We start from the raw sequence: 16,957 nt of genomic DNA, 5'->3' as shown, positions 1-16,957 counted from the left end.
GTGATGCCGCTGGTGATGCTGCTCGACGTCCTCTTCGCCCCACGCCGCCGAGGCCTGCTCCCGCGTGATTGACACGCGCGTCCCGCGCGTGCTATGGCGCGTCCCGCGCCATGGGTCCCCGTCCCGGGGACCGGCCGCCGCTGCGCGGCGGGTGCCGGCGCGTCCCGCGCCGGGGCTCGGTCCGCTGCGCTCCCCGAGCGGGGGCCGGCCCGCTGCGCGGCCTAGCCGTCGGCGCGCACCCGGGCCCGAACCGCGTCGCACTCATCCTGAGTCAGCTGGCAGTCGTGCAGCATCTGGTCCGCGTTGATGGTGTCGTACTTCCCCTCCATGGTGATCCCCTCCACCCTCCACTGGAGTTCGCACCACAGCGCGTTGTGCAGCGCCTGCCGCTCCCCCGCGTGCCGGTCAAGCCGCACCGTGACGTGTAGACCCTCAGCCTGATATCCCACGCGCGCCAGCGTACCGGCCGATGTGACCGGTACCCTGAGGGCTCATCACACCATCCGGTCGACACACGGAGGTCATCATGGACAAGTGGCAGAAGCGGCAGGCGGAGGCTCTGGCGGAGGAGGAGGGGACCTCCCTGGAGGCCGCGGCGCGCAAGGTGCTGGGGACGACTCCGGCGCGCAAGGTGCCCACGAGCAAGCAGGACGACGGCTCCAAGGAGTCGGGCAAGGGCCAGACGCCGGCGGCCTGAGCGCGGTACGCTGCGCGGGCAGATGGGGCGCCCTTGAGCCGGACGCCACGACGGCCCTCGACTGACGTTCACCAGTCGGGGGCCGTTCTACGAGACGGGACCCCCGACCTTTGGGCAAAGGTCGGGGGTCCCGTCATGTACGATCACCCGTGGGAGTGAAGGGCCTTTCGCGGTCCTCCACTTGAGGCCCCGGGGCTGTGCGGCCCCGGGGCCTCTCCATGTTCAGTGCGAGTACTGCCCGTCGGCGGTGGGGCAGGCCGGGTCGGCACAGGCGCAGTAGGCGCCGGGGGGCTCTTCCTCGGTGGGCACGACGGCCGGCGGGGGGTCGTCGTCGGCCACCTTGCCGCGTAGGGCGGTCAGGAGGTCGGCCTCCGTGGGCACGGGGAGCGGGGTGTCCCGCTGCTCTCGCAGCAGGCGCAGTGCTGCGGTGTACGGGATGCCGCGGGCGGCGGCCAGCTGGCGCGCGGCCTTCTTCTCGCTGGAGCGTTCCTTGGGCATGTCAGTCCTCCACGATGGTCGGTGTGCAGCCGGGTCCGTCGACGGGGCGCGGCTTGCCGAAGCACGGTTCGCCGGCGGGGTGGGTGCAGCCCTTGTCCGCGCGTTCCCGGAGTGCCGCCAGTTCGGCGCGCATGGTGTCGTTGGGGTCGCCGACGTACAGCGCGTACGCGTCGGCCGGCGGTGCCTGGGAGTAGTGCTCATCGGCGCGGCGCTGCCAGATGCTCACCTTCATGGGCCCGTAGTACTGGTGCTGCACGCGGATGTAGCTCACCTGGTGGGTGGCCGCGTGGTACGCCTCCACGAACGGGCCGGGGGCTTCGTCCCAGGATCCCCAGGAGATCATCTCGGGGGGCGTCTGGTCGAAGCGGTAGGCGGCGTAGCAGTAGGGGGCCTGCATGTCGATGCGGGGCATGGTGGCATCGGCCGCGAGCGGCTGCACTTCCATGACCTGGCGGAATCGGTGGCCCTGGCGGAGTCCGAGGTGGTCGGGCTCCTCGGGGCGCCCGCACCCGGGGGCAGAGCAGTGGGGTTCTGTGGGTCGGTCTGTCACGGGAAGTCCACCTCTACGTCGTTTCCCTCGAATGCGATGCTCTGGGTGTTGTAGGCCGATGCGGCGCCGCGCTGGAGGGTGTCTGCGGCGGCCTCGGGTCCGGCGGTGGTCCACGCGCGGATGACTGCGACCATGACGCGTCGCATGCCTTCCAGGGTGGTCGACCGGTGCTCGGTGCGGTTCTTGTAGCCGTTCCAGTTGATCGACGCGGTGACGCTGACCCGGTTGGGTGCGGGGGTGCTGTTCACGCGCTGCCTGAAGCGGGGGATGGTGATCAACCGGTTGTGTGCCGTCTCCAGCTTGCGGAGGTTGCGGGCGGACTGGCCCTTGCCCGCGCGCCAGTCGCGCCAGGTGCGCACCGGGATGCCGGCGGCCTCGGCCGCGCGCGTTATGGCGCTGCGCCGGTCCGTGTCCCCCTTCTTGGGCGTGAACAGGTTCTCCAACTGGTTCATGCGCGCCTGGAGGCCGCGGCGCTGCGTGATGGGGGTGCGTACCTCGTTGCGGGGGTAGCGTGCGCTGAGGGCGGCATCTAGAGCTGCGGCAAGGTCAGGCACGGTCGCTCCCCTCGTCGTCGGCGTAGGCGGTCAGGGTGTCGGGGTCTCCGTGCCAGAGCGCGACTGCGACGGGGTTGTCCCAGATGCGGTCCCAGTAGCCGGTGGTGTAGAGCTGGCGGAGAGTGGCGGCCTGGATCATGCCGTCCCGGTCGGTGACCGTGAGCATGGTCCAGTTGGCCCATATGACGAAGGCGCGGTCGGTGGCGGCCTGTGCGCTGCGGGCGGCCTGCTGGCGGACCAGGGCGCGCAGTCTGCGGGTGGCGGCGCGTGACTGGACGGCCGCGACCGCCGCGGCCACCGAGGTGGCTACGGCGGCCAGGGCCAGGAGGAGGACGGTCACAGGATGTCGTCCCCGTCGGTGTCCAGGACCATGGGCACGTCCTGCGCGCGCTGGTCGGTGCGGACCGGGGCGGCGTTCGGCTTGGGCTTGAGGGCACCGAGCTGGCGTCCGGTCGGGTCGTACTTGAAGGGGGGCTTGGGCTTGCTCATGACCTCGGGGAGGTCCGCGCCGATCACGGTGATCTCGTCGGTGGCACCCATGGAGATGAGGGGCCGGCCGGTCTCGGTCCAGCGCCACGCCTTGCGCCACATCGCGGCGGACGCGTGCGCGAGAACGGCGTGATTCCAGTCGGGGCGCCGGGTGCGGCACTTCTCGCCCGTGAGCATCATCGACAGGGCGGCGGAGTAGCCCTCCTTGAACGCGTCGTACTGGTCCTCGGCCGCCTTGCGGGTGGCGTCGGTCTGCGCCTGGTCGATCGCGTCGAGACGGGTCAGGCGCAGCTCCCGCAGCGTGGCGGACCAGTCGCGGAAGTCGGTGCGCACGTCGCTGGTCCAGGAGTCGTAGATCACCACGTCCGCGAGCGCGCCCTGCTCGTGCAGCTCCAACATGAGCTGGAGCGTGGGGTGGGCCACCCACAGGGACTCTTCCGTCTCGGTGCGGGAGGAATCCCCCAGGGGCGAGACGATCGTGCCCGAGAACGCCCAGTACGGCGTGCGGACGCGGTAGTACCCGGGGAGCACCTGGCGGGGGGAGGGGTACTCCCCGTGGTGGATGCCGCCGGTCTCCTTGAGGTGGGAGTGCGCCACCTGCACCGCGCCGATCGCGGCCAGGTAGGCGCCGTTCGCGTCCAGGGTGAGGGCCTCGCGGTCGGCGGGGATCTCGTGGATGCCGATCCAGTTCCAGTGCGGGATGTAGACGTCCCGGGACGGGGGGGTGACCGGCGCCCGCCAGAACGGCTCACGGCCGTAACGGGCGGGGGGGGTCTGGCGTTCCAGGATGGAGAGGGCCGGGAACATCGGCGGCTGGTCGTCGTCGTTGGGTTCGGGTGACATGTGAGTGTCGATCACAGGTCTGCCTCTTTCGGGTCACTTGGGAGTGATGGGTGTTTCGGACTCCAGAGCGACGCGTACGAGGAGTCGTACGGCGGCGGCCTTGGAGATGCCGAAGCGCTGCGCGGTCCGCTCGATCTGTGCCTTTTCCTGTGCGGTGAACAGGCACGTGATGGGGTGGTCCAGCCGTTCGGCCGGATCTTTGAAAGGGCGGGCCATGCGCATAAACCTAACAGGTTTTCACTGGTCTTGGTAGGGGCCGGGGGACGCGAAACCCCCCGCTCCAGACCGAGTTGACAGGGGGTACAGCAACTCGGGCGGCGCGGGGGGCCGGGGTGGTTCCCTCAACGGGCGGGAGGGGGAACCGATGTGACGTACCGGCACCGTACCCCCATACGGGGACGGTTGCGACTACTTCCCCCGATCCGCCTGGAGGGCATCCACCTCGGCCTCCAGGCGGGCCAGCCGCGCGTCCTGCTGCACGTCCTTGAGCCCGGGCGGCCTGGTCGCGACGGGCGGCTTGGTGGCCGGGGGCTTGGGCTTGGGGTCCGCCGGCGGCTTGGGCTTGCCCGTGAGCCGGGTCTTCACCCGGGCGCGCATGGACGCCATGGTGAACCCGCGGGGGTCGATCTTGCCCGGCTGCCACTCAAGGTGCCCGATCACGGAGCCCTCGTTCCACCCGTGGTGCCGGCACACCGCGGCGGCGGCCCGCTCGATCGCTTCGAGCTGCACCGCGGGCCACGGGTCCTTGCCGTCCCCGAGGTTCTCGCACTCGAACCCGTAGAAGCGCCGGTTGCCGTCGGTGTTCGCCTCGTTGTCCGCGGGCAGTGCCGTCTCTGCGACGACCGCGCGCAGCACATCGTCGTCCCCGAGCCCGGCATGGTTGGCGCGGCCGTAGCCCACCAGGTGCACCTTGCCGTCCTTGGTGATCACGCCGTGGCAGAGCGGCCCGGGTAGACCCTCGTAGCCCTTGCGGCAGATCTCCACGGTCTTGGCGCTGCCCTTGGTCACGGTGTGGTGGATCATCACACCGTTCACGGGCCCCCAGGGCCCCTTGTGGTTGCGGTTGTGGCTGGCGGGGGACTTCCCCTCGGTCTTGACCTCGACCACGGTCAGGCCCTCGGCCCGCAGTGCCTTGGCGAACTCCGGGTAGCTCATCGGATCGGCCATGGTGATCAGTCCTCGTCCACGCGGGAGCCGAACCAGCCGCGCGACGCGGTACGGCGGCGCGGCTTGGGGGTGTCGTCGGCCGCCGCAGAGGTGTCGATGGACTCGGCGCCGGCCCCCTTCTTGTCCGTGCTCTCGGTGGCGCCGGCGTCGTCGGCGCGCTCCTGGGGCGCGGGGTGGAACGGGCGGCTGATCAGGGAATCGATCTTGCCCAGGAGGGTGTCCAGCTTCCCCTCCAGGCCGGTCACCTTGGCCTCCAGGCGGTCCGCCCGGTCGGTGTCCCCCTCCTTGCGTGCCTCGGCGGCCTCCTCCTTGGTGTCCTTGATCTCCTCCTTGACCTCGGCGGCCTCCTCCTTGACCTCGGTCGCGGCCTCGGTGCCCGGGGGGTTCTCGGTGCCGTCGCTCTTGGTGGTCATGGCGTCCTTTCCTGGTGCAGATCGGTCGGGGGCGCACAGGGCGCCGGGGTGAGGGCGGCGCCCCCGAGGTAGACCAGCACGGCCGTGCTGGCCACCGCGAGGACGGCCGTGAGCGCGCGCCGGATCACGGGTGTGCACGCCGTGTGGACGGGCCGGGGGGCCGTGTGGGCTTCACGTTGACAGGGATCGGCTTGACGCCCGCGGCCCGGGTGAGCGCCTGTACGTGCTCGAACACCAGTTGAAGACCGGACGGGGGCGCGCCGTACGTCATGGAGCCCTCCACGCACACCACGACGAACTCCGCCAGGGGCAGGCCGGCCTTGCGTGCGCCCTCCTCCCAACGGTCCTGGAGCACGGGCCCGGCGGGGATGCGGACGGTGTGGTCGCCCAGCAGGAATTGCAGGGTCTCATCCGCGCTCTTGCCCAGCCGCGCGGCCAGGTCGTGCACGCGTTGGTGCGTGTCCACGGACACGCGGATGCTCTTGTACTGCGGCTCGGTTGCCATGGCCGGGACCCTACTCATGTGCGTGCATCCTGTCTACGCGGTGTGCACTAGGTCAGGCGTAAGCGATCCATGACCAGTTGGTGAGCGCGTTCGTGGAGCGGTACGCGCGGATGGTGAAACCGGTTGTGGTCACGCTGTCGACATAGCCACGAATCACCGTGCCGGAGGGGTCGGCCGCGGACCGGGGGTCGATCGTCACCGCGGGCGTGCTGGGGAACGGAGTCGGGAACACGACGTTGACGGACGTGACCCCGCCTCCGGCGCCGGGTGCCGCGGTGGACGCCTGCCCGCCCTGGAGGTTGGCCGCGGTCACCGAACCGGTGATCTCGAACACCTGGGTGACGGCCTCAATCCGGTTGGCGTTGACGGTCGGGGATCCGCCGTGCAGCCGGATGCTCGACTTGGCCGTGTTCACGGTCGTGCTGGGGGACTGGAGGAACAGGGACGGGGTGTCGGCGCCGTGGGTGGAGGTCAGGTTCGTCCCCAGGGCAGCGTCCGCCCACGTGACCCCGGGAACGGTCGCGGGCCGGAGCTGCTGGAGGGCCTGTGCCCCGCCCGCAATGATCTCGATCAGGGACCCGAGGTTGTTGGACCAGACGACACCCGTGTCTGTGTTGATGTTGACCGTGCCGGTCGACCCGAGCACGGTCACCCCGTCCTCGTAGGCGTTGCCGTAGGGGTCGGTGCCGGCCGCTGCTGCGATGGCCAGGACCAGCGTCCCGGGGCCCGGGGTGCCGTCGTAGTAGAACGCCTCACCCCCGAGCGACGTGCCGCCGCGGATCGTGATGTCGTTGAACTCCGCTGACCCGTTCTGGTCGAGGTGCCAGCCGGACACCCCGGGCACGTAGTTCGCGGACTCCAGGGTCCCGCGCACCGTGATGTCGTTGAACTCCGCCGATCCGTCGATCCGCACGCACCAGCCGGACGTGCCCGGCTGGAAGTCCGGAGACTGCAACGCGGGCCGGATCAGCACGATCCCGCCCGCAAGTTCGTCCTGGAACTGCACGACTCTCCCCCTCTACCGCATTGTCATGGTGCCGTACAGCCACGCCGTGGCCACCGAGCCCGGGACCCCGTTGACCCACTCGATCACGAGCGGCTGGGAGGGCTGCACCAGCGTCGACCCCGTAGCGGTCGACTGGTTGCCCATCCAGGACTGCGCGACCCGCTGTCCGCCAACGCCCCCCAGGAACACCCGCACCTGCGGGACGGGGGTCTGCGTGGGGTCCTGCGACGTGGCCACGTTGATGGTGGTCACCAGCCAGGTCCGGAACGACTCAGGGGCCAGCTGGACCACGCCGTGGCCGGACGCGTCCAGGGTCACCGACCCGGACGCGTCCAGCACTTGAGGCGCCGGCGTCGTCATGCCGCTCCCGTGAGCGCGGCCACGGCGTCCGGCCCGCCTATCGCCCCCACCGCCAGGAGGGCCACCGCGCTCATCCATTGGATCTTCCTGGCGTGCTGGTCCTGCGTGACCGCGATCGTCTTCACCTCCCGGCGGAGTCCGTCCACCTTGGTCTGGAGCGTGGCGAGCTGCGCCAGGACCGGGTCTCTCTGCTGCTGCGGGGACATGGGTCCCCCTTCTGTAGGACGGCTCAGGCCGTGGGCGAGATGATGAACCAGGCCACGACGGACGTGTCCGTCGCGTCCGCGGACGTGATGGTGAACGACGTGCCGGCCACCCGGGCGGTGACCCCGACAGCCTTGGGTGTGGTGACCGTTCCGAGGGACTGGACGGTGCACTGGATCCGGGAGTTCGCGGCCACCTTGTTGGTGGCCACCGTGACCGCACCCGCCACCAGGGTGGCCACGCCGCTGGTGGCGCCGGCGCCCTCGGCCACGGCCAGGCCCCCGCCGGCGGTGCCGATGCGGAGGGTGTCCTTGTCCCCGGACCAGAGGGTGAACTGCGCGTCGGCCTGCCCCGCCTCCAGGGCGGTGTACCCGGCAACGGTGAGGTTCCCGCCGACCGTGGCGGCCCCGGTCACATCGAGGGCGCCGGTCACGGCCACGTCGGCGAACTCGACATCGACGCCGGTGCGGATGAGCGGCACGTAGGTGGGAGAGGGCATCACTGGCTCCAGTAGACGGACTCGACACCCACGGCCGTGCTGCCGGTGACCGCGCACACCCACAGCTCATGGGTGTGCCGCACGACGTAGGGCAGGACGGCCGGAATGCGCATCGCGCCCGCGGCCCCCGACTGCGCACCGGCCTGCGTGCTGGAGATCCACACGTCCTGATCCTGCGCGATCAGCGTCGCGTACTGGCGGCGCGGCTCCAGCGCGAGCACCCGCACGGCCACCGCGGCCGTGGCCGTGTCCGTCTTGTAGCCGGGGTACCCGGACGCGGGCAGCTCCCGCACCTCGGTCGGACCGCACACGGACACCGCAACCGGCCGCGTCTCGTACGGCTCGGCCTCCTCCTGGACGATCTCGTCCGGGTCCGGAGTGATGTTCATTTCTTCGCCCCTCCCGTGCCCTTGGGCACTGCCTTGGCCACCTGCTTGACCGCCCCGGTGACCACCGTGTTCTTCACCATGAGGAAGAGGCCGCCCGCGATGAGGACGACGCCGGCGGCGCCGTACGCCACCCGCATCCAGAACGCCGGCGTCGTCAGCGACTCGTACGCGTCCTTGAGCACCGCCACCGCGTCATCCGCCCATTCGGGGGTGAGCGCGTCGTCCAGAGCGTCACCGATGCCGCTGTCCGGGAGGGTGTCCGCGATCGTCCCGAGCGGCTTGCCGACCACCTTCGCGTACTCCGCCCGCTTGTCCGCGGAGAGCTTCTTGAGGTCGGCCGCGGCCTTCTTGCCGCGCGCAAGGTGGGTGAGCCGGGACGCCTGCCACGCCCCCCACCCCTGCTGCTTGTAGATCTTGTAGCCGTACTGCGCGGACCGGGTGGGAACCGTCCAGTCCTCCTTGCCCCCGGCAAAGAAGTCCGGCCACGCACTCCGGCTGATCTGGAACAGACCGAAATGGCCCTGTTTGTAGGTGTTGTAGATGAACGGGTGGCGGCCCGACTCCGCGATGACCACCGAGACAGCCTCGGCGATCTTGTCCTCGGGCCACCCTCCCTCGGCCACCGCCACGGCAATGCCGACGTCTTCCAGCTCAGCCTTGTTGTCCTGGAAGTACTTGACCTTGCCGGGGTAGGCATCCCCGCCCGGGGGGATGCCGTACTTGTCCGCCACCGCGTCCGCCTCAGACCGCTACGCCGTAGACCGGCGTCGTCGGGAGCTGCTGCACGCTGGCGACCTGGTCGCCCACCACACCCTCCGGGCCCTTGGCCGGCGCCGGGATCAGGGAGGCGGCCTTGCCCGAGAGGGAGTCCACCTTGTCCGCATGGCGCGTGGTCCAGGACGCGGCCACCACCACCGACCCCCCGAGGGTGAACACGGCCGGGCTCTTGGTGAGCAGCGCGACCAGGGAGACGAGACCGGCCGCGGTCCACGCGGCCACCCGCTCCGAGGACTGCACGTCCTTGTTGTTCGGCTCCAGCGACCGGATGTCGGCCACCGGCGGCAGCGCCATCTGGTACGCGCCGTAGGCCATCACTCCCGTGGCGAGAGCGATCGAAATCTCTGCATCAGGCTTCATCGACATGTCGCCCTCCTCCTACTTCTTGGTCTTGACGGTGAGTGCCCCGGACATGGGGCCGGGGTTCTGGCCGGACGTGTCGGCCGCGACCTGCACCCGGTACGACGTGTTCGCGCGACGCCCGGTGAAGTCCCGGTACGGGCTGTCGCTCGCGCCCTCGGGCTTGCCGTTGACGTACCAGCGGTAGAACTGCGCGCCGCGCACCGCGGTGCAGCTCACGCGGAAGCTGCTGCGGGTGACCGCGGACGACTTCAGGCCGCCCGGCTTGGCGAGCGCGGTCGCCTTGGTCTTGACGGTGAAGTTCGAACTGTTGCTGCCGATCTTGCCGACCGAGTTCACCGCGCGGACGTAGTAGGTGTAGGACCGGTTGGGGACCAGGTTGCGGCCCTGCCAGAACGTGTCCTGCGACGTGCCGACCGGCTCCGTGTTCCCGGTCTGGTAGATCCGGTAGTAGTCGGCCCCGGTGACCTTGTCCCACTGCACACCGATCTGCGTGTCCGAGTGCGTACCCCACGCCCGCACGTTGGTCGGGCCCGGCAGGGTGCCCGAGCCCACCGCGGCCTCCTCCTGGACGGAGTACGGCCCGCCGATCGGGGGCTGTCCCACCTGCGCCAGAGCGGCCCGCGCGATCCCCGCCTCGGTCTTGTCCAGCGCGCGGCGGGCCAGGAACTCCCCGAGCGCGTTGCCCACGGTCTGAGGGTCGTAGCCCATGTTCGTGAGCAGCTCGGTCGCGCGCTGCGACCACTCGGCGTTGTCGTCGATCGCGTTCGGGTTGGTGCCGTCCGTCACCGTGCTGCCGTTGTTCCCGGTGACCTCGGTCGCCCCGCCCGAGGTGGACAGCCCGTACTCGGACAGGTCGTCGCTGGTGTACATGCCGTCCGCGCCCGGGTCCACGGGCGCCTCCTGCGAGGCCACGTACCAGCGGTAGGCGACGTAGGCCGCCGCGATGCCCGCCGGGATGTAGATGTACTTCTTCTTGATCTTCCCGGCGCCCGGCACGTCCACCGTGCCGCCCATGAACTCCCCCTCGGGCATCAGATGGCCCCGTCCACGGGCACCCCGTAGCCGGTCGGCGTGACCGACTCGCCCAGCTCCGACAGCCACGTGTTCGCGGCGAGCTGGCCCATGACCGGGGTGTTGTAGTACCGGCCGCCCACCAGCGGATCCCGGGCCGTGACCGGTGCGGTCTGCCGGTCATAGAACTGCGCCGGCTTGTCGATGAACATCGGCTGGTTCACGAAGTACGGGCTCTCGAACCCGTAGTGGACCCGAGCACCGCCGCGGCCTTCCGCGTACTGGTCCCCGTCCGGGTTGTTCGCCGCGTAGCTGTTGGTGCCCGCGATGAACTTGTCCACCCCGGCGCCCGACGGCTCCCCCCAGATCTGGCGGGGGAAGCCCACCAGCCGCTCCAGGAAGGACGATCCCTCCACACCGACGGGGTTCGCCTGCCGGTACGGCAGGGTGTCGTCCCCGCTGGAGTGCACACCCGCCACCCCGCCCACGTGCGGACTGCCCGCGATCGAGCCGCGCGCCGCCCGGGCCCAGGAGGTGTCGACGTCCGCGTTGTGCGGATTCCCCTGGGACCAGGCCGGCGCACTGCCCGCCGGGGTGCCGCCCGACCCCACCGGGGTCGAGGACAAGGAGGGTGCGTTCCAGCCGAGAGAGGGCTGACCCACCACGATGGCGCGCGGGATGCCGTCCTCCAGGGTGAGGCCGGCGTACTCCGCTCCCATCTCCGGAGAGACGCTGATCTCGTCGGCGCGGAAGTCGGGCACTCCCTCAGGGCCGGACGGGTTGGTGTGCGCCGGGTCCGGTTCGCCCGGCGCGATCTTGGGTTCGCCCGGCGCGTTGAGGCGCAGGAGGTTCCCGGAGTAGCGGGCCATGGGCCCCTCCCTCAGCTCAGAGTACGCTTGCCCCACGACAGCATGGCGTTACCGATGGCCATGCCGACCGCGAGTCCGGCACCGAAGATCACTGCGTTGCGAAGGTTGGTCGACATGCCGTCACCTCTTGGGCGAGGCCATGGCCGTAGCCAGGGACCCGCGGAACAGGTAGTTGACGGAGTCGATCACCTTCGAGGTCTGGCGGCCCGGGAGGATCAGCGTCGTGGCCATGGCCACGCCGATGATCCCCATGGCCACCCGCTCGACGGTGGTCATGATCAATTCCTTTCGTTGAACCATCGGAGTGCAGACTCCGAGGGGCTTGGGACCTTGGGGTCGACGCGGGCCAGGACCACCGTGATCAGGGCCAAGTACGCGACGTGCACCGCACCCCTGCCCACCACCCGCTCCGCACCCGCGAACAGGACGGCCGCGATGGCGGTGCCGATGGGCACCTTCCAGTCCATGGCCTCGTCGTTGAAGATCGTTCGGTTGGCGACCGTGATCGCGCCGATCGCGAGCACGGGCCCGGTGGAGGCCGCCATCACGCCCACCCCCGGTAGCGGCGGATCTCGTACTTCCCGGTGTTGGCCATGAGGTTGTCCAGCGTGTCTCTCTGCACGTTGCGGCGCTTGTTCTGCATGCCGATCCCGTTGGAACCGTCGGTGCAGAGCACCATGTGACGGGCGTTGACCGCGATGTCCCCCATGCGCGGGCTGCCCACCTTCACCCACTGGCCCGAGGCCAGATAGGCGCCGGTGGTCGACCCACCGGGCGGCTCGATCCCGATGTCCAGCAGGCTCTTGCCGACGAACGACGCGCAGTCGGAGTAGCCCTTCTTCCAGCGCTCGTCCTGCGAGTACTTCTCGTTGCCGTGGGAGACGCTGGCCGCGGTCACGAGCGTGGACGGCTTCTGGAGGGCCTTGGGCATCTTGGACTTCTTGTAGACGCCCTTCCAGTCCGTCGTGCCGTACCCGCCGGGCACGTAGTTCGGGTCCGCCTCACCACCCGAGCCCGTGATCACCTTGCCCTCGGTGGACACCGCCGGCGGAGCACCGGAGGTCACGTCCTTGAGGGCCTGGAGGGGCGAGACGTCCCGCAGGGCGGCATACAGCAGCACCCCACCGCCGGCCGCGATGGCCAGGTGGAGACTGGAGATCTGCCCGCCGCTCTGCGCCACGACGGATCAGCCCTTGACCTTGGCGAGCAGCTTGCCGCCGAAGAACGTGCCGATGGCCAGGTACACGAGCTTGCCGAGGTCCGGCATCAGAAGATTCATGATCCTTTTTCCTTTCGTCCAGGTCAGACGGGGTGAGGGGGCCAGGACGCGCGCGCCCTGGCCGTGGGCCTGGTGCTACCGGCCACCGGTGAGCTGACGGGGGTCGTCCCCCACCGGGCTCATGTAGTTCTTGGTGATCGTCAGGGTGTGCGCACCCGATCCGCCGATGACCCCGGAGAGCTGGACGGCCGTGGACGGGGTGATCGGCTGGTACCGGAACCCGTTCTCGGCACCCGGCTGGAGACCGAAGTCGTCCAGCCAGTGGAGGACGTACACACCGTCGGGCTTCGAGTTCTTGGCCGCGGCCGTGTTGCCGTCCGCGTCCGCGGTCAGCCCGTAGTCCTCGCTCATCTCCGACTCCCACGTGAGCGGGGAGCGGGAGTAGACCTTGACCTTGTCGATCTCCGTCTCCCACAGGGAGGGGAAGTCCGCCTCACCCTGCGCGCGGGAACCGGCCGCGTCGCGCAGCTCGAAGATGAGCACGCGCAGGAGGCCGCCGAACGTGGCCATGCGCTGGTTGTAGGCGCCCGCGCTGAGCTGGATCGTCTCCACGTCGGTGTACAGGATCGACCCGACGCCGTTCGGGGTCGGGGAGACCCCGTTGCCCTTGTAGTCGCGGTTGTCCGAGGTGGCCCAACCGCGCTGCTGCACCTGGACGTTGACGGAGGCCGCGTTCGTCGGCGCCGTGCTGTAGACCTGGTTGATCGCGTTGATCGTGATCTTCAGCTTGAACGTCGCGGACGCGTTCCGGTTGGGCAAACTGCCCATCGCGTCGCGCCGCCGCACCTGGATCGGCACCCTGAGCTGGAAACGGTACGAGCCGCCCGTGCCGCCGGCGCCCGCGGTCAGGGTGTAGATGCCGTTCGCGCGGGGGTCGCCGTTGAAGACGAACCCGCCGAACTGGTTCAGGACGCGCAGTTGGTGCCCGGTGAGCGGGCCCATGATCTGCTTGCCGCCGATGTCCTCCACGATCACCGACTGGAGGACCGAGAACGGCCCGTCCGCCTGGAAGGCAACGGTCGCGGCGTTGGACGCGGTCGTCGCGGTGACGCGGATCAGCGCGCCCGACAGGTACCCGTCCACCTGGAACTCGTACGGCTGGAGCGTCTGGGTGGCGGTGTTCTGCGTGACGGTCTGGGTGTAGACCTCGGACTCCAGGGTCCGGGTCCCGGTGACGAACGGGCGAGCGGCAACAACCTGCTGCTCCTTGCCCTTGCCGTTCTTGGACTGCGCCGGAGCCTCGGTCGCGGTCATGGTCATGTGGGTTCCTCCCTCAGTGCCCGACCGAGCGGGCAGAGTTTGTTAAGTAGGGAAACATATTCGGTTGCCTAAGGCAACCAAATGGGAAAGATCAAGGGCCGACCACGCACATCTGCCCCGCCTCCTGCCGGATGTACAGCCAGTGGAACTTGGGCAGGCGCCGCACCACGTCCACCACCAGGTCCGGGTCCACACCCGCGATCTCCCCGAACCGGTCCTGCGACCGCTTGTCCTTGATGTTCGCCAGGAACAGGTGTTGCGCCTGGTCGTACATCTCCAGCGGCACCATGGCCGGACGCTGCGTCGCCCCCCACAGACCCGACCCCAGGGACCGGCCCTTGGTCCAGATCCGGGTGAGGTCCCGCTTCATGTCCATCTCCCGGACCAGGGACACCACCTCATCATCGAAGATGATGTTGTCCCCCTTGACGTACAGCCGCTTGTGCATCTCCTTGAACACCCGCTCGTGCCGGATCTCGTCGGCCGCCGGATCGTTCGTGTGGTGCGGCCACACCACCCACCCGTTCACCTTGGGCATGCCCGGAGCACGCGGCGGAGGGGGAAACGTGAGCGTGCGCTTCCAGCGGTCGTGCTGGGCCAGGAACTCGCCCACGGTCTTGTCCTTGGCCTTCATGACCGTGATGTACCCGGTCAGGTCATCCGACACGGACCGCGCGAGGAGCTGGAGCGCAAGGCGCGTCTTGCCCGAACCGGTCGGGCCGATGAACGACACGTGCTCACCCGCGCCGTACTCCCACACCGAGGAGAGGAACCTACGCCGCTCGATCAGCCTCACGCTCTGGCTCGGTGCCGCCCGCGGCGCCCTGGTCCTGGCCATCCCCACCCCCCAGCTCCCCCACGCCGTACCGCTCCCGCAGCCTCAGCGCCTCGGACTCCCACTCGCCGCACACCTTCAGCAGCTCCGAGTACCGGCGCTTCCACGCGATGATCCGCGCCTCGGCCAGCACCAGCGCGTGCTGAGTCCGGCCGCACCGCACCAGCGCAGCCTCGTACGCGTCCTCGGACGACACCTCGGTGTCGTACTGCACCTCGTCAGACATGGGCCATCACCCGGGGCGTGGGGACCTGGCCGCGCTCGTGCTGGACGGGCGGCTCGGTCGGCGCCGGCCGCTGCTTGGCCATCGCGGCCCCGCGCTGGTCCAGGATCCGCTCGATGTCCTCACGGCTCTTGGCACCCATCATCTGCGCGATGTGCGGCGGCACCTTGCCCAGGAGGTGACCGAACTGGACGAAGGTCATGATGCCGACCCCGAGCACGCCGCCGACCGCACCCACGCCCCCGAGGCGCTCCAGCACGGCCGCGAGCCGCGGCTGTTCCACGGCCAGGTCCGCCAGCGCGTCCGACCACGCCGGCGCCACCTCGGCCGCCGCGAACCCGAGCACCGGATCGGCCATCGACAGACCAGCGACCGGCAGCGCCAGGACATCGTCCACCGCCTTGCGGTACTTCTCGCGCGCGGGACCCGTCGGCGTCTTCGTGCTCCGGGACCTCGAGGCCGGCCGCTGCTTGCCGCCCCCGCTCGTGCCCGTGCCCGCGTCGCTGCGCTTCTTGCGGAAGCTCCCGTCCTTGTTGAGGGTCGGGTTTCCGTCCTTGTCCGCCGCGTGGATCTCGGGGTCGAAGATCTCGTCTGCGCTCACAGGAGTGCCTCCGGGTTGAAGTAGGTCGCGGGGTCGGCCAGCTTCAGGCCGGCGTCGTAGAGGTCCTCGCACGTGTCGAGGAACAAGCGCAGCTCCCCGAGCGTCGGTATGCCGGTCAGGCACAGATACGCACACTGCGTCTCGTGGAGCTGGAACCGGGTCGCGTCCACCTTGGTCGGGTACGCCTTCATGTCGCACGAGCCGTCCGACAAGCTGATGGCCAGCCAGGAACCGTGCGCCTCGGGCCCGTTGACCGTTTCGAAGAGCAGCACGTGTCCGTGCGCGCGGCGCGCCCGTTCTGCCTTGGGGTCAAGGGGGGTGTCAGCCATGGCCGTTCACCCGCGTGTCGTGCACCAGCAGCGCGGCCACGATGAGCGCGGTCACCGCGACCGCGGTCAGTGCGATGTTCAGGGTGGCCTGAGACTCCGCAGCGGTGCCGATTTTTCTGCTCGTGTCCCTTACGTCCGCCGTAGTTTGCTCGAAGCTAAGTAGCTTGTCCGCAAGTGGATTCCTCATGGAGATAATGTACATGCATACATAGGGCAATAGGTCTGGTCTGTCACAGACTTGTGTACGGGCGCGATCGTCCGAAACGCGCAGCCCGGTGTATGGTGAGGCAAGAAGTTGACCCCCGGTGATCGACACTCACCGGGGGTCACGGCGGCCCAACCCGTCTTGTCGAGGGGTCTTGAGCCGCTGGGACGTTGAAGTCGCCCTAAGAAAGACCAGCGGCAACCCCACGGGTGAGCTGCTTCGTGAAGAGTAGCACGGTCTCTCTGAGTCGACATTTTCTGCGCCTAGCGTCTACAGATTTTCTCCACATTCGGATGGTTGCCCTCTGACCTGCGGAAATTTTCGCGGACCAGATATTTCCATCTGGAACGAAAAAACGCCCGCAGGTGGACAAAACCGCAGGTCAAACACTTGCGGAAAGACGCTACCCGGGCGGACGGAGAAAAATATCGTGACCGAGGCCACATCCCCCCTCCCGCAGTACATGACCGTAGCCGAGGTAGCTGAAGAGCTGCGCGTCACGCCCATGACTGTCTACCGCTGGATTGCGGACGGGGAGATCCCCGCCCTGAAGCTGGGCAGGCGCACGTACCGCATCTTCCGCGAGGACTACCTGGCCTACCGCGACCAGCGCCACCAGGACGCCCACGACCGCGCGGACGCCGCCGGTAGGCCGGCCCCCGCACCCCACGTCCCCGGACAGACCGAGTTCCCCATGCCACGGGTCATGCCCGGACCCATCGACGGCATCGCAGCCCTGTGACCGCCCGTCGCGAATACCGCGGCCCCCGCTGCACCTCGTGCGGCCACCCCGGACAACTCACCGATGGCTCCTGCGCGTCCTGCCTGACCGACCCCGCAGCCATCCCCGAAGACCCCACGCCGACGCGGCCTCCTGCTGCGCCGGCACCTCGGCCTGCCCGCGTGGCCATCCCCGCATGGCTCGCGATCGAGTCGGCCGAGGGCGTTGCGGAGGATTCCGCCCTCGCCTCGTGCCGCCTCGGAGATGAGGGTCCCCGCGGCGTTCTCCGGCTCGATGATGCCGGACGGGT

Annotated in this window: 30 protein-coding genes; 2 read left to right on the top strand and 28 right to left on the bottom strand. The window is 69.5% G+C overall.

What is annotated here, in order from left to right; translation table 11 throughout:
* Positions 1-221 precede the first annotated feature (221 nt).
* Complete coding sequence (locus ACFCYE_RS17835) at positions 222-449, bottom strand: hypothetical protein (protein ID WP_375877720.1); 228 nt, start codon at positions 447-449, stop codon at positions 222-224.
* A gap of 77 nt (positions 450-526) precedes the next feature.
* Here ACFCYE_RS17835 and ACFCYE_RS17830 point away from each other — a divergent pair, with 77 nt between their 5' ends.
* Complete coding sequence (locus tag ACFCYE_RS17830; protein ID WP_375821568.1) at positions 527-697, top strand: hypothetical protein; 171 nt, start codon at positions 527-529, stop codon at positions 695-697.
* 222 nt (positions 698-919) lie between these two features.
* Here ACFCYE_RS17830 and ACFCYE_RS17825 read toward each other — a convergent pair whose 3' ends face one another.
* The 27 genes from ACFCYE_RS17825 to ACFCYE_RS17695 all read right to left on the bottom strand — a co-directional run bounded on the left by ACFCYE_RS17825 (position 920) and on the right by ACFCYE_RS17695 (position 15,908).
* The gene (locus tag ACFCYE_RS17825; protein WP_375821567.1) at positions 920-1,195 is read right to left on the bottom strand and encodes a hypothetical protein; all 276 of its coding nucleotides are present in this window, start codon (positions 1,193-1,195) and stop codon (positions 920-922) included.
* A gap of 1 nt (position 1,196) precedes the next feature.
* Positions 1,197-1,607: a hypothetical protein gene (locus tag ACFCYE_RS17820; RefSeq protein ID WP_376180850.1), complete on the bottom strand. Its 411-nt coding sequence runs from the start codon at positions 1,605-1,607 to the stop codon at positions 1,197-1,199.
* Positions 1,608-1,741: 134 nt separating this feature from the next.
* Entirely contained in the window at positions 1,742-2,299 is a 558-nt protein-coding gene (locus ACFCYE_RS17815) for a hypothetical protein (RefSeq protein ID WP_375821565.1), read from the bottom strand.
* Positions 2,292-2,639: a hypothetical protein gene (locus ACFCYE_RS17810; protein WP_375821564.1), complete on the bottom strand. Its 348-nt coding sequence runs from the start codon at positions 2,637-2,639 to the stop codon at positions 2,292-2,294. The genes ACFCYE_RS17815 and ACFCYE_RS17810 overlap by 8 nt, the downstream gene beginning before the upstream one ends.
* Positions 2,636-3,646, bottom strand: coding sequence for a hypothetical protein (locus ACFCYE_RS17805; protein WP_375841084.1), 1,011 nt, complete (start codon positions 3,644-3,646; stop codon positions 2,636-2,638). Before ACFCYE_RS17805 ends, ACFCYE_RS17810 begins: the two co-directional genes overlap by 4 nt.
* An 18-nt stretch (positions 3,647-3,664) precedes the next feature.
* Positions 3,665-3,847: a hypothetical protein gene (locus ACFCYE_RS17800; protein ID WP_375821562.1), complete on the bottom strand. Its 183-nt coding sequence runs from the start codon at positions 3,845-3,847 to the stop codon at positions 3,665-3,667.
* 192 nt (positions 3,848-4,039) lie between these two features.
* The gene (locus tag ACFCYE_RS17795) at positions 4,040-4,786 is read right to left on the bottom strand and encodes an N-acetylmuramoyl-L-alanine amidase (protein WP_376180847.1); all 747 of its coding nucleotides are present in this window, start codon (positions 4,784-4,786) and stop codon (positions 4,040-4,042) included.
* Between the two features lie 17 nt (positions 4,787-4,803).
* Positions 4,804-5,211, bottom strand: coding sequence for a hypothetical protein (locus tag ACFCYE_RS17790; protein ID WP_375821561.1), 408 nt, complete (start codon positions 5,209-5,211; stop codon positions 4,804-4,806).
* A 124-nt stretch (positions 5,212-5,335) separates the two neighbouring features.
* Positions 5,336-5,716 (bottom strand): hypothetical protein, encoded by a 381-nt coding sequence (locus tag ACFCYE_RS17785; RefSeq protein ID WP_375821560.1) that lies wholly within the window; start codon positions 5,714-5,716, stop codon positions 5,336-5,338.
* 52 nt (positions 5,717-5,768) lie between these two features.
* Complete coding sequence (locus tag ACFCYE_RS17780; protein ID WP_375821559.1) at positions 5,769-6,722, bottom strand: hypothetical protein; 954 nt, start codon at positions 6,720-6,722, stop codon at positions 5,769-5,771.
* 12 nt (positions 6,723-6,734) lie between these two features.
* Positions 6,735-7,082 (bottom strand): hypothetical protein, encoded by a 348-nt coding sequence (locus ACFCYE_RS17775; RefSeq protein WP_375821558.1) that lies wholly within the window; start codon positions 7,080-7,082, stop codon positions 6,735-6,737.
* Positions 7,079-7,288: a hypothetical protein gene (locus ACFCYE_RS17770; protein ID WP_375821557.1), complete on the bottom strand. Its 210-nt coding sequence runs from the start codon at positions 7,286-7,288 to the stop codon at positions 7,079-7,081. The genes ACFCYE_RS17775 and ACFCYE_RS17770 overlap by 4 nt, the downstream gene beginning before the upstream one ends.
* A 23-nt stretch (positions 7,289-7,311) precedes the next feature.
* Positions 7,312-7,785 (bottom strand): hypothetical protein, encoded by a 474-nt coding sequence (locus ACFCYE_RS17765; RefSeq protein WP_375821556.1) that lies wholly within the window; start codon positions 7,783-7,785, stop codon positions 7,312-7,314.
* On the bottom strand, positions 7,785-8,174 hold the full coding sequence (locus tag ACFCYE_RS17760) for a hypothetical protein (protein WP_375821555.1): 390 nt from the start codon (positions 8,172-8,174) through the stop codon (positions 7,785-7,787). The genes ACFCYE_RS17765 and ACFCYE_RS17760 overlap by 1 nt, the downstream gene beginning before the upstream one ends.
* A complete protein-coding gene (locus tag ACFCYE_RS17755; RefSeq protein WP_375821554.1) occupies positions 8,171-8,905 on the bottom strand; it encodes a hypothetical protein in 735 nt (244 codons plus the stop codon). The genes ACFCYE_RS17760 and ACFCYE_RS17755 overlap by 4 nt, the downstream gene beginning before the upstream one ends.
* A gap of 10 nt (positions 8,906-8,915) precedes the next feature.
* Entirely contained in the window at positions 8,916-9,317 is a 402-nt protein-coding gene (locus ACFCYE_RS17750; protein ID WP_375821553.1) for a hypothetical protein, read from the bottom strand.
* Between the two features lie 12 nt (positions 9,318-9,329).
* A complete protein-coding gene (locus ACFCYE_RS17745; protein ID WP_375821552.1) occupies positions 9,330-10,346 on the bottom strand; it encodes a fibronectin type III domain-containing protein in 1,017 nt (338 codons plus the stop codon).
* Positions 10,346-11,194, bottom strand: a complete 849-nt coding sequence (locus tag ACFCYE_RS17740) for a hypothetical protein (protein WP_375821551.1) — start codon at positions 11,192-11,194, stop codon at positions 10,346-10,348. The genes ACFCYE_RS17745 and ACFCYE_RS17740 overlap by 1 nt, the downstream gene beginning before the upstream one ends.
* A 120-nt stretch (positions 11,195-11,314) precedes the next feature.
* Positions 11,315-11,470 (bottom strand): hypothetical protein, encoded by a 156-nt coding sequence (locus ACFCYE_RS17735; protein WP_375821550.1) that lies wholly within the window; start codon positions 11,468-11,470, stop codon positions 11,315-11,317.
* 2 nt (positions 11,471-11,472) lie between these two features.
* A complete protein-coding gene (locus ACFCYE_RS17730) occupies positions 11,473-11,739 on the bottom strand; it encodes a hypothetical protein (protein WP_375821549.1) in 267 nt (88 codons plus the stop codon).
* On the bottom strand, positions 11,739-12,374 hold the full coding sequence (locus tag ACFCYE_RS17725) for a hypothetical protein (RefSeq protein WP_375821548.1): 636 nt from the start codon (positions 12,372-12,374) through the stop codon (positions 11,739-11,741). The genes ACFCYE_RS17730 and ACFCYE_RS17725 overlap by 1 nt, the downstream gene beginning before the upstream one ends.
* Before the next feature lie 174 nt (positions 12,375-12,548).
* Positions 12,549-13,733: a hypothetical protein gene (locus ACFCYE_RS17720; RefSeq protein WP_375821547.1), complete on the bottom strand. Its 1,185-nt coding sequence runs from the start codon at positions 13,731-13,733 to the stop codon at positions 12,549-12,551.
* Between the two features lie 91 nt (positions 13,734-13,824).
* Positions 13,825-14,466, bottom strand: coding sequence for a hypothetical protein (locus ACFCYE_RS17715; RefSeq protein ID WP_376180842.1), 642 nt, complete (start codon positions 14,464-14,466; stop codon positions 13,825-13,827).
* A 40-nt stretch (positions 14,467-14,506) separates the two neighbouring features.
* Positions 14,507-14,794, bottom strand: a complete 288-nt coding sequence (locus ACFCYE_RS17710) for a hypothetical protein (protein WP_375821545.1) — start codon at positions 14,792-14,794, stop codon at positions 14,507-14,509.
* The gene (locus ACFCYE_RS17705; RefSeq protein ID WP_375821544.1) at positions 14,787-15,392 is read right to left on the bottom strand and encodes a hypothetical protein; all 606 of its coding nucleotides are present in this window, start codon (positions 15,390-15,392) and stop codon (positions 14,787-14,789) included. The genes ACFCYE_RS17710 and ACFCYE_RS17705 overlap by 8 nt, the downstream gene beginning before the upstream one ends.
* Positions 15,389-15,721: a hypothetical protein gene (locus ACFCYE_RS17700; protein WP_375821543.1), complete on the bottom strand. Its 333-nt coding sequence runs from the start codon at positions 15,719-15,721 to the stop codon at positions 15,389-15,391. The genes ACFCYE_RS17705 and ACFCYE_RS17700 overlap by 4 nt, the downstream gene beginning before the upstream one ends.
* Entirely contained in the window at positions 15,714-15,908 is a 195-nt protein-coding gene (locus ACFCYE_RS17695) for a hypothetical protein (RefSeq protein WP_375821542.1), read from the bottom strand. The genes ACFCYE_RS17700 and ACFCYE_RS17695 overlap by 8 nt, the downstream gene beginning before the upstream one ends.
* Before the next feature lie 481 nt (positions 15,909-16,389).
* Here ACFCYE_RS17695 and ACFCYE_RS17690 point away from each other — a divergent pair, with 481 nt between their 5' ends.
* A complete protein-coding gene (locus tag ACFCYE_RS17690) occupies positions 16,390-16,668 on the top strand; it encodes a helix-turn-helix domain-containing protein (RefSeq protein ID WP_376180853.1) in 279 nt (92 codons plus the stop codon).
* The last annotated feature ends 289 nt before the right edge of the window (positions 16,669-16,957 follow it).

It is taken from the genome of Microbacterium sp. NPDC056234, assembly GCF_042267585.1.
Taxonomy (GTDB): Bacteria; Actinomycetota; Actinomycetes; order Actinomycetales; family Microbacteriaceae; genus Microbacterium.
Note: the sequence above shows the minus strand (reverse complement) of the source record. Positions and strands in the feature narration are given on the sequence as shown.